The organism is Pseudomonas sp. MF08831, from assembly GCF_059862645.1.
Window position 1 is genome coordinate 151,509 of sequence record NZ_JCBCUX010000003.1, and the last position, 14,563, is coordinate 166,071.

General features: G+C 59.5%; 14 protein-coding genes. 4 read left to right on the top strand and 10 right to left on the bottom strand.

Annotation, left to right across the window (positions count from 1 at the left end):
* The first annotated feature begins 46 nt into the window (after positions 1 to 46).
* The gene (locus tag AC19YS_RS06910) at positions 47 to 400 is read left to right on the top strand and encodes a carboxymuconolactone decarboxylase family protein (RefSeq protein WP_016973032.1); all 354 of its coding nucleotides are present in this window, start codon (positions 47 to 49) and stop codon (positions 398 to 400) included.
* Here AC19YS_RS06910 and AC19YS_RS06915 read toward each other — a convergent pair.
* The gene (locus tag AC19YS_RS06915; protein ID WP_500601300.1) at positions 378 to 1,343 is read right to left on the bottom strand and encodes a GlxA family transcriptional regulator; all 966 of its coding nucleotides are present in this window, start codon (positions 1,341 to 1,343) and stop codon (positions 378 to 380) included. The genes AC19YS_RS06910 and AC19YS_RS06915 overlap by 23 nt on opposite strands.
* 301 nt (positions 1,344 to 1,644) lie before the next feature.
* Between AC19YS_RS06915 and AC19YS_RS06920 the strand changes: the two genes are divergently transcribed.
* Entirely contained in the window at positions 1,645 to 2,286 is a 642-nt protein-coding gene (locus tag AC19YS_RS06920; protein WP_500601302.1) for an HD domain-containing protein, read from the top strand.
* A 142-nt stretch (positions 2,287 to 2,428) separates the two neighbouring features.
* Here AC19YS_RS06920 and AC19YS_RS06925 read toward each other — a convergent pair whose 3' ends face one another.
* The 8 genes from AC19YS_RS06925 to AC19YS_RS06960 form a co-directional block, all read right to left on the bottom strand.
* A complete protein-coding gene (locus tag AC19YS_RS06925; protein ID WP_106575745.1) occupies positions 2,429 to 3,313 on the bottom strand; it encodes an ABC transporter permease subunit in 885 nt (294 codons plus the stop codon).
* Entirely contained in the window at positions 3,310 to 4,230 is a 921-nt protein-coding gene (locus tag AC19YS_RS06930; protein ID WP_017139530.1) for an ABC transporter permease subunit, read from the bottom strand. The genes AC19YS_RS06925 and AC19YS_RS06930 overlap by 4 nt, the downstream gene beginning before the upstream one ends.
* Entirely contained in the window at positions 4,227 to 5,369 is a 1,143-nt protein-coding gene (locus tag AC19YS_RS06935; RefSeq protein ID WP_003176776.1) for an ABC transporter ATP-binding protein, read from the bottom strand. Before AC19YS_RS06935 ends, AC19YS_RS06930 begins: the two co-directional genes overlap by 4 nt.
* A 72-nt stretch (positions 5,370 to 5,441) precedes the next feature.
* Positions 5,442 to 6,536: a polyamine ABC transporter substrate-binding protein gene (locus tag AC19YS_RS06940; RefSeq protein WP_169367803.1), complete on the bottom strand. Its 1,095-nt coding sequence runs from the start codon at positions 6,534 to 6,536 to the stop codon at positions 5,442 to 5,444.
* 256 nt (positions 6,537 to 6,792) lie between these two features.
* Positions 6,793 to 7,887, bottom strand: coding sequence for a polyamine ABC transporter substrate-binding protein (locus AC19YS_RS06945; protein ID WP_367242287.1), 1,095 nt, complete (start codon positions 7,885 to 7,887; stop codon positions 6,793 to 6,795).
* A 206-nt stretch (positions 7,888 to 8,093) separates the two neighbouring features.
* On the bottom strand, positions 8,094 to 9,458 hold the full coding sequence (locus AC19YS_RS06950) for an aspartate aminotransferase family protein (protein WP_179676506.1): 1,365 nt from the start codon (positions 9,456 to 9,458) through the stop codon (positions 8,094 to 8,096).
* Between the two features lie 59 nt (positions 9,459 to 9,517).
* Positions 9,518 to 10,876 carry a glutamine synthetase family protein gene (locus AC19YS_RS06955; RefSeq protein WP_017139534.1) on the bottom strand — a complete coding sequence of 453 codons (1,359 nt, stop codon included), beginning with the start codon at positions 10,874 to 10,876 and terminating at the stop codon, positions 9,518 to 9,520.
* A gap of 39 nt (positions 10,877 to 10,915) precedes the next feature.
* Positions 10,916 to 11,695, bottom strand: coding sequence for a gamma-glutamyl-gamma-aminobutyrate hydrolase family protein (locus tag AC19YS_RS06960; RefSeq protein ID WP_106575748.1), 780 nt, complete (start codon positions 11,693 to 11,695; stop codon positions 10,916 to 10,918).
* A gap of 278 nt (positions 11,696 to 11,973) precedes the next feature.
* Here AC19YS_RS06960 and AC19YS_RS06965 point away from each other — a divergent pair, with 278 nt between their 5' ends.
* Together AC19YS_RS06965 and AC19YS_RS06970 are read left to right on the top strand one after the other, a co-directional pair.
* On the top strand, positions 11,974 to 13,350 hold the full coding sequence (locus AC19YS_RS06965; protein ID WP_003213894.1) for a glutamine synthetase family protein: 1,377 nt from the start codon (positions 11,974 to 11,976) through the stop codon (positions 13,348 to 13,350).
* 231 nt (positions 13,351 to 13,581) lie between these two features.
* Positions 13,582 to 14,211, top strand: coding sequence for a TetR/AcrR family transcriptional regulator (locus AC19YS_RS06970; protein ID WP_500601305.1), 630 nt, complete (start codon positions 13,582 to 13,584; stop codon positions 14,209 to 14,211).
* A gap of 130 nt (positions 14,212 to 14,341) precedes the next feature.
* On the opposite strand, the gene AC19YS_RS06975 is transcribed toward AC19YS_RS06970, so the two are convergent.
* Positions 14,342 to 14,557 carry a TOBE domain-containing protein gene (locus tag AC19YS_RS06975; protein ID WP_003213899.1) on the bottom strand — a complete coding sequence of 72 codons (216 nt, stop codon included), beginning with the start codon at positions 14,555 to 14,557 and terminating at the stop codon, positions 14,342 to 14,344.
* Positions 14,558 to 14,563 lie beyond the last annotated feature (6 nt).

Here is a 14,563-nt window from a genome sequence, read left to right on the forward strand (position 1 = left end):
ACAGCAGAAACTGGCTTCACACCCCACCTGTTCAGGAGTTACCGCAATGTTCAATAACTGGTCCGACTTGCTGCCTACCGTGAAGAAAGCCTTTGGCGCGCTGGGCAAGAGCAACCCGAAGATGGTCAAAGCCTACATGGCGCTGGGCGAGGCTGCCGAGGAAAACAATGTACTCGACGCCAAGACCCGTGAGCTGATTTCCATCGCCGTGGCCATCACCACACGCTGCGACGGCTGCATCGGCGTACATGCCGACGCGGCGATCAAGGCCGGCGCGACCCGCGAAGAAGTGGCGGCCACGCTTGCCACCGCGATCTCGCTGAATGCCGGCGCCGCGTACATCTACTCGCTGCGTGCGCTGGAAGCCTACGACACGCTCAAACCGGCGCCGCAAAGTTAAGCCGGAACTGCTGCGGCGTCACGCCCAGCCGGCGGTTGAACACGCTGCGCATGTGCTGGGCGTCGCGAAACCCGCATTGATAGGCCACGGTCTTGAGTGGCGCAGGGCTGCTTTCGAGCATCACCCGCGCCGCATCCACCCGCGCCCGCTCGACAAACTCCGCCGGGGTGATGCGCGCCTCACGGGCAAACACCCGGGAGAAATTGCGCGCGCTCATATTCGCCGCCTTGGCCAGGTCGGCGATGGTCAAATCACCGGTCAGGTTCGCCAGCACGTACAACTGCACCAACGCCACCGCCGAGGTGCTTTCGGCGTGGGGCGTCAGGAACGGACTGAACTGCGACTGCCCGCCCGAGCGCTGGGTAAACACCACCAGGCGTTTGGCCACGCTCAGCGCGACTTCCGGACCATGGTCCTGGGCCAGCAGAAACAGTGACAAGTCGATGCCGGCCGTGACCCCGGCCGAGGTGTAGAGGTTGCCGTCCTGCACGTAGAGGCGGTCGGCGTCGACCTGGGCCGAGGGGCACAGACACGCCAGGTCGGCGGCATCGTTCCAGTGGGTGGTGACGGTTTTGCCGTCCAGCAAGCCGGCTCGCGCCAGCATGAAGGCGCCGTTGCAGATCGAACCGAAGCGCTGCGCCCGCGCGGCGGCGGCACGTAGCCAGTCATCAAACGGCGCGCCGAAATCCTCGAAGGGCAATTGCGGGCCACCGGCAACCAGCAGCAGGTCGTAGGCTTGCAGGGCTTCGCTGTAATGCCGGTGGGCCTGCAGCGACAAGCCATTAGAGGCGGTCAGTGTGCCGTGGCCCAGGCCGAGCACTTCAAGCTGGTAGTGGTCTTGCGGCGGCAGAAAACGGTTGGCCTCGCAGAACACATCCATGGGACCGGTCACGTCCAGTGACTGGACGCCGGGGAAGATCAGGATGGCGACGGTTTTGCCCATGCTGCAAACACCTTTTCTAACTGAATAAATGCAAAACCCCTGTGGGAGCGGGCTTGCTCGCGAATGCGGTAGTTCAGTTGACACACGCATTAACTGACATACCACTTTCGCGAGCAAGTCGAATCGTCGCACCGCCGCTCCCACATTTGATCCTCTTAGGCTTCAAGAGACTATTCCCGCTGGCGCGATATCGCGCCACATTGGCCGACATCGCATCCTCGCCGCGATGGCCCCGTCGCGGGCGCGCGCCCAGACTGGACTCATCGGCGCCACCCCCGGCGCTTTGTTGAGGAGAACGACCATGAGCACCACCATCGCCGGCATCCAGATCCCGGACAGCGCCTTGGCCAAGGCCACCACCGAGTACATCCGCGACGTCGAATCCGACCTGCTCTACCACCACTCCCGCCGCGTATTCCTGTTCGGCGTGCTGAGCGGTGAGCGCAAACAACTGGCCTACAACCCGGAGCTGCTTTACGTCGGCGCCATGTTCCATGACCTCGGCCTGGTTGAAGGCCATCGCAGCGACAACGAGCGCTTTGAAGTGGACGGCGCCAATGCAGCGGCGGCGTTCCTCAAGCCTTACGGGCTGAGCGACGACGATATCGAACAGGTGTGGCTGTCCATCGCCCTGCACACCACGCCGGGCGTGCCGCAGCATCTGCGCCCGACCGTGGCGCTGGTAACCGCCGGTGTCGAGATGGACGTGCTGGGCATGGACTACGCCGCGTTTTCCAGCGTGCAGCGCGAAGCCGTGGTGCATGCGCATCCACGCGGTGAAGGGTTCAAGGAGTGCATTATCTGCGCGTTTGCCGACGGCTTGCGCCATCGCCCGCAGACCACGTTTGGCAACGTGAAGACGGATGTGTTGGTGGATCAGGAGCCGGGGTTCAAGCCGATGAATTTTGTCGAGGTGATTCGCAAGTCGCCGTGGGCGGCTTAATCAGCCTGAAATACAATCAAATGTGGGAGCGGGCTTGCTCGCGAATGCGGAGTGTCAGTCACCAGATGTACTGACTGATCCACCGCATTCGCGAGCAAGCCCGCTCCCACATTTTTGAGCCGGTTCCGCCAGGCTGCGCGGGTTAGACCGGAGCAGGCGCCCGGCGCTTGTCCGGCTGCTGCCAGCCATCCGCAGCCGCTTCTTCAATCGCTTGCTGAATGGCTTTCTTGCGGTGCTCTTCGGCACGGCGGCTGAAGAACCACACCAGGAAGGTCACCAGCGACACCGCCAACAGGATCAGGCTGGCCACGGCGTTGATCTCGGGCTTAACCCCAAGACGCACGGCCGAGAATACTTCCATCGGCAAGGTCGTCGAGCCTGGACCGGACACGAAGCTGGCCAGTACCAGGTCATCCAGCGACAGCGCGAACGACATCATGCCGCCCGCCGCCAACGACGGCGCAATCATCGGGATGGTGATCAGGAAGAACACCTTCCACGGCCGCGCGCCCAGGTCCATCGCCGCTTCTTCAATCGACAGGTCCAGCTCACGCAAGCGCGCCGACACCACCACCGCCACATACGCCGCACAGAACGTGGTGTGGGCGATCCAGATAGTGACGATGCCACGCTCCTGGGGCCAACCGATCATCTGCGCCATGGCCACGAACAGCAGCAACAGCGACAGACCGGTGATCACCTCGGGCATGACCAGTGGCGCCGTTACCAGGCCGCCGAACAGCGTGCGGCCCTTGAAGTGACTGATGCGCGTCAGCACGAACGCCGCCAACGTCCCCAGCGCCACGGCGGCCACCGCCGTGTAGCAGGCGATTTCCAGGGAGCGTGCCACCGAGCCCATCAACTGGGTGTTGTCCAGCAGGCCCACGTACCACTTGATCGACCAACCGCCCCACACCGTCACCAGCTTGGATTCGTTGAACGAGTAGATCACCAGGATCAGCATCGGCAGGTAGATGAACAGCAACCCCGCCACCAGCATGAAACTCGAGAAACTGAAGCGCTTCATATCTTGCCCTCCATCTCTTTGGCTTGGCTGCGGTTAAACAGGATGATCGGCACAATCAGGATCGCCAGCATCACCACCGCCAGGGCAGACGCCACCGGCCAGTCACGGTTGTTGAAGAATTCTTGCCACAGCACTTTACCGATCATCAGCGTTTCCGGGCCGCCGAGCAGTTCCGGGATCACGAACTCGCCCACCACCGGAATGAACACCAGCATGCAGCCGGCGATGATGCCGTTCTTGGACAGCGGCACGGTGATTTTCCAGAAGCTGTTGAAGGTGCTCGAGCCCAGGTCGGACGCGGCTTCCAGCAGGCTCTGGTCGTGTTTGACGAGGTTGGCGTACAGCGGCAGGATCATGAACGGCAGGTACGAATAGACCACGCCGATGTACACCGCGATGTTGGTGTTGAGGATCTGCAGCGGTTCGTTGATCAACCCGATGGACATCAGGAAGCCGTTGAGCAAACCGTTGTTGCTGAGGATGCCCATCCACGCATACACGCGGATCAGAATCGCGGTCCAGGTCGGCATCATGATCAGCAGCACCAGCACGGTCTGCATCTCTTTACGTGCGCTGGCAATGGCGTAGGCCATCGGATAGCCGATCAACAGGCACAGGATCGTGCTGAAAAACGCCATCTTCAGCGAGCCCAGGTACGCGGCGATGTACAACTCGTCGTCACCCAGCATCGCGTAGTTGCCCAGGTTGAGCACCAGTTGCAGCTTTTGCTCAACGAAGGTGTAGATCTCGGTGTAAGGCGGGATCGCTACGTCGGCTTCGGCAAAGCTGATCTTCAAGACGATGAAGAACGGCAGCGCGAAAAACAGAAACAGCCAGAGGAAAGGGATCCCGATGACCACATGCCGGCCACCGGGTGTTATTCGTTGCAGCTGGCGTTTGAACTTCTTCATATTCATGAGCGAAGCACCACGCCGCTGTCGTCTTCCCACCACACATACACCTGGTCACCCCAGGTTGGGCGCTGGCCACGGCGCTCGGCGTTGGCGACGAAGGACTGCACCAGCTTGCCGCTCGGCAGCTCGACGTAGAACACCGAGTGGCCGCCCAGGTAGGCGATGTCGTGCACCTTGCCGCTGGACCAGTTGTGCTCACAGGTCGGCATTTCGGTGGTCACCAGCAGCTTTTCAGGGCGGATGGCGTAGGTCACCGACTTGTCTTCCACCGCCGTGGCGATGCCGTAGCCCACGTAGATGTCGCGGTCCAGGTCCGGGCACTTGAGCACCGCGTGGCCTTCGGCGTCGTCCACCACTTGGGTGTCGAAGATGTTCACGTTGCCGATGAACTCGCACACCAGGCGGCTGGTAGGCGTTTCGTAGATGTCGATCGGGCTGCCGATCTGCGCAATCCAGCCCAGGTGCATGATCGCGATGCGCTCGGCCATGGTCATGGCCTCTTCCTGGTCGTGGGTCACCATCACGCAGGTCACGCCCACGCGCTCGATGATCTCCACCAGCTCCAGCTGCATTTGCGAACGCAGCTTCTTGTCGAGGGCACCCATCGGCTCATCGAGCAGCAGCAGTTTCGGGCGCTTGGCCAGGGAACGCGCCAAGGCCACACGCTGACGCTGGCCACCGGACAACTGGTGCGGCTTGCGCTTGGCGTACTGGCTCATCTGCACCAGCTTGAGCATCTCGGCCACGCGGGCGTCGACTTCAGCCTTGGGAATCTTGTCCTGCTGCAGGCCGAACGCGATGTTCTGCGCTACCGTCATGTGCGGGAACAAGGCGTAGGACTGGAACATCATGTTGATCGGCCGCTCATACGGCGGCATGTCGGTGATGTCCACACCGTCGAGGTAAATGCGACCTTCGGTTGGGCGCTCGAAGCCTGCGAGCATGCGCAGCAAAGTGGATTTGCCCGAACCCGAACCGCCGAGCAAGGCGAAGATCTCGCCTTTCTTGATTTCCAGGGACACATCGTCCACGGCAATCGTCTCGTCGAACTTCTTCGTGACCCGGTCGATTTTGACCAACACCTTTTTCGGTGTCTGGTCGCCCTCGAGGGCTTTCTTATAGGCGCCGGAGGCAACTGCCATTTACGAAACTCCCAACAAAATTTGAGGTTCACCCAATACGGGCGAAACCTTGGATAGTTTGAGCTTTAAGCCTTACTTGCCCGTCTTGACCTTGGTCCAGCTACGGGTCATTAAACGCTGCACGTTCGGGGGTAACTCGAAGTTGACAAACGTCCGGTCGAGAACCGCCTGCGGTGGGTAAACCGCTGCGTCGGTGCGTATCGATTGCTCCATCAGTTTGTCCGCCCCGGGGTTAGGGTTGGCGTAACCGACGTAATCACTGACCTGAGCGATCACCTCAGGTTGCAGTAAATAGTTGATGTAGGCGTGGGCCTCTTTAACGTTGGTGGCATCCGCCGGGATCGCCAGCACGTCAAACCACAGGTTGCCGCCTTCTTTCGGAATCGCGTAGGCGATCTTCACGCCCTTGCCCGCCTCGGCCGCGCGGGCCTTGGCCTGGAACACATCACCGGAGAAACCTGCCGCCACGCAGATGTTGCCGTTGGCCAGGTCCGAAATGTACTTGGACGAGTGGAAGTAAGTCACGTAAGGACGCACTTTCAGCAGTTTCTCTTCGGCCTTTTTATAGTCGGCCGGGTTGGTGCTGTTGGGGTTCAGGCCCATGTAGTTGAGCACCGCCGGCAGCATTTCATCGGCCGAGTCCATGAACGAGACGCCACAGGTGGCCAGCTTTTTCATGTTCTCCGGCTCGAACAGCACGGCCCAGGAATCGATATGGTCGACGCCCAGTACTTCTTTGACTTTTTCGACGTTGTAACCGATCCCGTTGGTGCCCCACAGATACGGCACGGCGTACTGGTTACCCGGATCGTTCTTTTCCAGACGCTTGAGCAGCGCCGGGTCGAGGTTTGCATAATGGGTCAGCAATGACTTGTCGAGCTTCTGGAACGCCCCGGCCTTGATCTGCTTGCCGAGGAAGTGGTTCGACGGCACGACCACGTCGTAACCGGTGCGCCCGGCGAGCAACTTGCCTTCCAGGGTTTCATTGGAATCAAACACGTCATACACGGGCTTGATGCCGCTGGCCTTTTCGAAGTTGGCCAGGGTGTCGGGGCCGATGTAGTCCGACCAGTTATAAATATGCACAGTCGGCGCGGCCTGCACGCTGACAGCCAGCGTGATACCTGCACCTACCAGCACGGCTTTGCGAAATAAAGAAATTGGCAAGTGGAGGTCCTCTTAAATAGTTGGGCCTTAAAGTTGTTGCCCGGCAACAAAACCGGCGCGCAACTTACCCTCGATAAACCGATCCGGCAAAACTTTCTGTCATTTAATTTGTGGAAGTCGGTTTAGGAGGAGCGGGCTTGCTCGCGAAGGCGATGTGTCAGCCAGCAGGTGCATCAACTGATACACCGCTTTGGCGAGCAAATCGAATCGTCGAACCGCCGCTCCCACACAAGCCCGCTCCCACAGGGTTTAAGGCTTATTTACCCGATTTGATTTTGGTCCAGCTGCGGGTCATTTCACGCTGAGTTGCAGCCGGCAAGTCAGCAATGGCGTAGAGCTTGGCTTGCACATCGGCGGACGGGTAGATGCCCGGGTCGCTGGTGATGTCTTTGTCGACCAGTGGGGTCGCTTTCTCGTTACCGTTCGGGAAACGTACGCTGTTGGTGATGGCAGCCATGACTTTCGGCTCCAGCAGGTAGTTCATGAACTTGTAGGCAGCGTCGACGTTTTCGGCATCTTTAGGGATGGCGACCATGTCATAGAAACTGCCGGCGCCTTCTTTCGGAATGTCGTAGGCCACCTTGACCTTGCCACCGGCTTCAGCCGCGCGGGATTTGGCCTGCTGGATGTCACCCGAGTAGCCCACGGCTACGCAGATGTTGCCGTTGGCCAGGTCCGAGATGTACTTGGACGAGTGGAAGTAGCCGATCGAAGGGCGCAGCTTGAGGAACAGGTCCTCGGCTTGCTTGAGGTCGGCCTTTTTCTGGGTGTCGGTCGGCAGCCCCAGGTAATGCAGGGCCACCGGCAGCATTTCGGTTGGCGAATCGAGGAAGCTCACGCCGCAGCCTTTCAGCTTGGCGAGGTTTTCCGGCTTGAGGATGGTGTCCCAGGATTCGATCTTGTCGATGCCCAGTGCAGCCTTGACCTTCTCCGGGTTGTAGCCGATACCGATCGAGCCCCACATGTACGGGAAGGCGTGCTTGTTGTCCGGGTCGCTGACCGACACGGCCTTGAGCAGGGATTTGTTCAGGTTGTCGTAGTTGGGCAGCTTGGACTTGTCCAGCTCCTGATAGACACCGGCCTTGATCTGCTTGGCGAGGAAGTTGTTCGACGGTACGACGATGTCGTAACCGGACTTGCCTGCCAGCAACTTGGCTTCCAGCGTCTCGTTGCTGTCGAAAACGTCGTACACCACTTTAATGCCCGACTCTTTTTCAAAGTTGGCGATGGTGTCCGGTGCAATGTAGTCGGACCAGTTATAGACGTGCAGCACTTTATCGTCTGCCTGGGCCGCGCCCGCCATTGCGCCCAACAGGGACAAGGCGAGGAGGGTCTTGCCAGCGTTCTTCAAACCTAATGCCTTCATTTGGTGATGCTCCAATTTTTCTTTTTTGGGCCACATTTTTTACACGTTCAGCGGCCCTTCCAAAGGGCAACAAAACAGGGCGACAGTCTGGCAAGTTCAGGGGCCGGCTTTCAACCAAAGCGCCCTTATTACTGCGTTTTTGTAACTGCCCGGACGCAGCACCCGAAGCCGCTGCGCCCTGAGCCTAGCACTTAGCCCTGCAATGCCGCCAAAGTCAGGTCCAGGCACTGGCGAGCCTTGGTCACCAGCTCGTCGATTTCCGCCTTGCTGATCACCAGCGACGGCGAAATGATCATGGTGTCGCCCACGGCGCGCATGATCAGGCCGTTCTCGAAGCAGAACGTGCGGCAGATCATGCCCACACCACGGCCTTCGTAACGTTTGCGCGTGGCCTTGTCCTGCACCAGCTCAATCGCCCCGAGCATGCCGACTCCGCGAACTTCACCCACCAACGGGTGATCAGCCAGTTCCCTCAGACGTTTCTGCAAATACGGTGCCGTTTCTTCGTGCACACGGTTAACGATTTTTTCATCGCGCAGGATGCGGATGTTTTCCAGCGCCACGGCTGCCGCTACCGGGTGACCTGAATAGGTGAAGCCGTGGTTGAAATCGCCACCTTCATTGAGCACGGCGACCACGTCGTCGTGCACGATCAGGCCGCCCATGGGGATGTAACCCGAGGTCAGGCCTTTGGCGATGGTCATCATGTGCGGCTTGAGGTCGTAGAAGTCGCTGCCGAACCACTCACCGGTCCGGCCGAAACCGCAGATCACTTCATCAGCAACAAACAGGATGTCGTACTTGGCGAGGATTTCCTTGATGCGCGGCCAGTAGGTTTCTGGCGGCACGATCACACCACCGGCGCCCTGGATCGGCTCGGCAATAAAGGCACCGACGTTGTCCACGCCCAGTTCCAGAATCTTCTCTTCCAACTGGTTGGCGGCCCACACCCCGAACTCTTCCGGGCTCATGTCGCCGCCTTCGCCATACCAGTACGGCTGGGCGATGTGGGTGATGCCCGGGATCGGCAAGTCGCCCTGTTCATGCATATAGGTCATGCCGCCCAGGCTCGCGCCGGCCACGGTAGAGCCGTGGTAGCCATTCTTGCGGCTGATGATGGTCTTCTTGTTCGGCTGGCCTTTGACTGCCCAGTAGTGGCGGACCATGCGCAACATGGTGTCGTTGCCTTCGGAGCCTGAACCGGTGAAGAACACGTGGTTCATGCCGGCCGGTGCGATGTCGGAAATAACCTTGGCCAACTCCAGCACCGGCGGGTGAGCAGTCTGGAAAAACAGGTTGTAGTAGGGCAGTTCTTTCATCTGCTTGGCGGCGGCGTCAGCCAGTTCATCGCGACCGTAACCGATCGCCACGCACCACAGGCCGGCCATGCCGTCGAGGATCTTGTTGCCTTCGCTGTCCCACAGGTAAACGCCGTGGGCTTTGGTGATGATCCGTGGGCCTTTCACTTTCAATTGCTTGAAGTCACTGAACGGCGCCAGGTGGTGATCGTTGCTCAAGGCTTGCCATTCACGGGTTTGCGGGTTGTTGCTGGACATACCAATCTCCTAGACTTTTTCAGGTGAGGGCGCGCCAATCCTGCGGCGCGCCCGGCGCATCAGACGGCGAAGAGCAGGAATTCCCGCTCCCATGAACTGATCACGCGCTTGAAGTTTTCATGCTCGGCCCGCTTGACCGCGACGTAGCCTGTGATGAATTTTTGACCCAGGTATTTCTCGATGGTCTTGCTGTTTTCCATGCGTTCCAGGGCGTCTTCGATGGTCAACGGCAGGCGCAGGTTGCGCCGCTCGTAGCCACGACCCACCACGGGCGCGCTCGGGTTATGGCCTTCGACCATGCCGATGTAGCCGCACAACAGGCTGGCGGCAATTGCCAGGTACGGGTTGGCGTCGGCGCCCGGCAGGCGGTTTTCGACGCGACGGTTCTGCGGGCCGGCATCCGGTACGCGCAGGCCCACGGTGCGGTTCTCTTCGCCCCACTCCACATTCACCGGCGCCGAGGTGTCGGGCAGGAAGCGGCGGAACGAGTTCACGTTGGGGGCAAACAGCGGCAGCAACTCAGGGATGAATTTCTGCAGGCCGCCAATGTGGTTGAGGAACAGTTGGCTCATGGTCCCGTCTTCATTGGAGAAGACGTTCTTGCCAGTGGCGATGTCGATGATGCTCTGGTGCAAGTGCATCGCGCTGCCGGGCTCGCCGGTCATCGGCTTGGCCATGAAGGTGGCGGCCACGTTGTGCTTGAGCGCGGCTTCACGCATGGTGCGCTTGAACACCAGGATCTGGTCGGCCAGGGACAGGGCATCGCCGTGACGGAAGTTGATTTCCATCTGCGCCGTGCCGTCCTCGTGGATCAGCGTGTCGAGGTCCAGCTCCTGCAGCTCGCACCAGTCGTAGACGTCTTCGAACAATGGGTCGAATTCGTTGGCCGCTTCTATAGAGAAGGATTGGCGACCGGTCTCCGGGCGCCCGGAACGGCCGATCGGCGGTTGCAGCGGGAAGTCCGGGTCTTCGCAGCGTTTGGTCAGGTAGAACTCCATCTCCGGCGCCACGATGGGCTGCCAGCCTCTGTCGGAGTACAACTTGAGGACTTTCTTGAGCACGTTGCGCGGCGACAGCTCGATCGGGTTGCCTTGCTTGTCGTAGGTGTCGTGAATCACCTGGGCGGTGGGCTCGATGGCCCAGGGCACCAGGAATACGGCGTTCTGGTCCGGGCGGCAGATCATGTCGATGTCGGCCGGGTCGAGCAATTCGTAATAGATGTCGTCTTCGACATAGTCGCCGGTCACGGTCTGCAACAGAACGCTCTCGGGCAGGCGCATGCCTTTTTCGGCGATGAACTTGTTGGTCGGCGAGATCTTGCCCCGGGTGATGCCGGTGAGGTCGCCAATCATGCATTCGACTTCTGTGATCTTGTGGTCTTTCAACCAATCGGTGAGCTGGTCGAGGTTGTTACTCATAAATGCCTCTGGGCTGTGTTTCCTGACATCCATTAAAGGTCAGGCGTAAGTTGACGCAGCATCCGCGTCGCGTTGCATCGCCCGCTGTCGACAGGCCGAACCAAAGGCCTGGAAGATCGCGAGGTAGTGCGGGTTAGAGCTTACCTGCCATTCGGGGTGCCATTGCACTCCTAAAGCAAAAGCCTTGCCCGCGGTGTAAGAAAAAGCTTCGATCAGCCCATCAGGCGCGGTGGCTTCGACCTGCAAACCGGGCGCCAGGCGGTCAACGCCCTGGCTGTGAATCGAATTGACCTGGATCGTCTGCGGCAACCCCAGGCTTGCCAATACCCCATTCGGGGAGATCGCCACGGCGTGCGCCGGGCCGTACTGGACCTCCAACGGCTGAGTGTCGTCTTCGCGGTGATCCATCATGCCCGGCACTTCATGAACCTTCTGGTGCAGGCTGCCGCCAAACGCCACGTTCATTTCCTGGAAGCCACGGCAGATGCCCAGCACCGGCACGCCTGCCGCAATCGCGGCACGCAGCAACGGCAAGGTGGTCTGGTCGCGTGCAGAATCATGAGCAGTCCCGGGCGCGCTGGCCGGACCGTCGTAATGAAAGGGTTCGATATTGGAAGGAGAGCCGGTAAATAGAATGCCATCCAGGCCGTCAAAAATATTGGCCGGGTCGAGCAGATCGCCCAAGGATGGAATGATCAATGGCAAGCCCTTGGCAGCGGTGGCCACTGCACGGACGTATTTGTCGCCACTGATGTGATAAGCATGCAGACCGACCTGTTTGGAGCAGGCGGTGACGCCGATTAACGGCAGGCGAGACATGAAGCACCCCGGTATTATTGCTGTTATGGGTTTGAATCGAGCTTAGCCTTGTTCATTTTTTTACACAACACCCCCGTAAAAAATACAACACGGCCCGCTCAAGCCTGCTAGTCCCAAGCCCTCCAAACCCAAAAAACCGCCCCAAAAAGCCCCAAAAAAGGCCTCAAGGCGCTTTTTTAGGGCAAAAAAGGCCTCGCTTGACTTCGGCATGCCGTTCGGGTTGACTGAAACCAGAAAAGATCAATGATTGATATTTTTAACAACAAAGGTGTTGCATCATGTCGGTACCCCCGCGTGCCGTTCAGCTTAACGAAGCGAACGCGTTCCTTAAGGATCATCCTGAGGTTCTGTACGTAGACCTTCTAATTGCGGATATGAATGGTGTGGTGCGCGGCAAGCGCATCGAACGCACCAGCCTCCACAAGGTTTACGAGAAGGGCATTAACCTGCCTGCCTCTTTATTTGCCCTGGATATCAACGGCTCGACGGTGGAAAGCACCGGCCTGGGTCTAGACATCGGTGATGCTGACCGAATCTGTTATCCGATCCCCGACACCCTGTGCAATGAACCCTGGCAAAAGCGCCCCACCGCGCAACTGCTGATGACCATGCACGAACTTGAAGGTGAACCTTTCTTCGCCGATCCTCGCGAAGTGCTCCGCCAAGTTGTCAGCAAATTCGACGACCTCGGTCTGACCATCTGCGCCGCCTTCGAGCTCGAGTTCTACCTGATCGACCAGGAGAACGTGAACGGCCGCCCCCAACCGCCCCGCTCGCCGATCTCCGGCAAACGCCCGCACTCGACACAGGTCTACCTGATCGACGACCTCGACGAATACGTCGACTGCCTCCAGGACATTCTGGAAGGGGCCAAAGAGCAAGGCATCCCTGCCGACGCCATCGTCAAGGAAAGTGCCCCGGCGCAGTTCGAAGTGAACCTGCACCACGTGGCCGACCCGATCAAGGCCTGCGACTACGCGGTACTGCTCAAGCGCCTGATCAAGAACATCGCCTACGACCATGAGATGGACACCACCTTCATGGCCAAGCCTTACCCAGGCCAGGCGGGCAACGGTTTGCACGTACACATTTCGATCCTGGACAAGGACGGCAAGAACATCTTTGCCAGCGAGGATCCCGAGCAGAACGCCGCATTGCGTCACGCGATCGGCGGTGTGCTCGAGACCCTACCCGCCCAAATGGCGTTCCTGTGCCCCAACGTCAACTCCTACCGTCGTTTCGGCGCACAGTTCTACGTGCCGAACTCGCCGTGCTGGGGCCTGGATAACCGCACCGTGGCGATTCGCGTACCGACCGGCTCGTCCGATGCCGTACGTATCGAACACCGCGTGGCCGGCGCCGACGCCAACCCTTACCTGCTGATGGCTTCGGTCCTGGCAGGCGTGCACCACGGACTGACCAACAAAATCGAACCGGGCGCTCCAGTGGAAGGCAACAGCTACGAGCAGAACGAACAAAGCCTGCCGAACAACCTGCGCGATGCCCTGCGCGAGTTGGACGACAGCGAGGTGATGGCCAAGTACATCGATCCTAAGTACATCGATATCTTCGTCGCCTGTAAGGAAAGTGAGCTGGAGGAGTTTGAACACTCCATCTCCGACCTTGAGTACAACTGGTACCTGCATACCGTGTAAGCGGTTGCTGGATTGAAAAAACGCCACAGGCTTTTGGTCTGTGGCGTTTTTTTATGGGTTTATTCATGGAGACCGGGTTGGTCCATTCGCAGGCAAGCCAGCTCCCACATTTAACCGAGTTCCCACTTCGGAACGCAGTCAAATGTGGGAGCTGGCTTGCCTGCGAAGGCGGCGCGGCAGACAACACACTTGTGTGCTCATACAATGCCCGCTGCCTTGTAGGAGACTTCCATGACGACTCGCCCCGCCGCTCCTCGCAAACCCCGTGCCCGCAGCCAGGCCCGGATTGATGCGATCCTCGACGCCGCCCGCACCTTGCTGGCAACCGAAGGCGTGGCCAGTCTGTCGATCTACAGCGTGGCCGAGCGCGCGCAGATTCCACCGTCGTCGGTGTATCACTTTTTTGCCAGTGTGCCGGCGTTGCTGGAAGCCCTGACCGCCGACGTGCACGCCGCCTTCCGCGCTGCAATCCAGGCGCCCATCGAGCATGAGTCACTCAAGCATTGGCGTGACCTGTCCTGCCTCGTCGAGCAACGCATGCTCAGTGTCTACGACCATGACGCCGCCGCACGCCAGTTGATCCTGGCCCAGCATGGGCTGACCGAAGTGACCCAGGCGGACCGTCAGCATGATCTGGAACTGGGGGATTTGATGCTGGAGGTGTTCAATCGTCACTTCGAAGTGCCGACGTTGCCCGCTGATGTGGATGTGTTCGCCCTGGCGCTGGAACTCAGCGACCGCGTTTACGCGCGCTCGGTGCATCAGCACGGCCAGATCACGCCGCGCATGGCAGAAGAAGGGATGCGGGTGTTTGATGCGTATGTGGGGCTTTATTTGCCGACGTATTTGCCCAAGCGGTAAGGCTTGTGGTGACTGGGCCGGCCTCTTCGCGAGCAAGCCCGCTCCCACATTTGAATGCATTCCAGCGTTGGAACTCGGTCAAGTCTGGGAGCGGGCTTGCCCGCGAAGGCAGCCTCCAGAGCGACGGCAATCACAACTTGGCGATCGACACCTCAGTGGACTTCACAAAGGCAATCACTTCGCTGCCAATCACCAGCTCCAACTCTTTGACCGAGCGCGTGGTGATCACAGAAGTCACGATGCCAGACGCTGTCTGAACATCGATTTCGGAAAGCACGTCGCCTTCGACGATTTCCTTGATGGTGCCCTTGAACTGGTTACGCACGTTGATGGCTTTGATAGTCATGGTGTT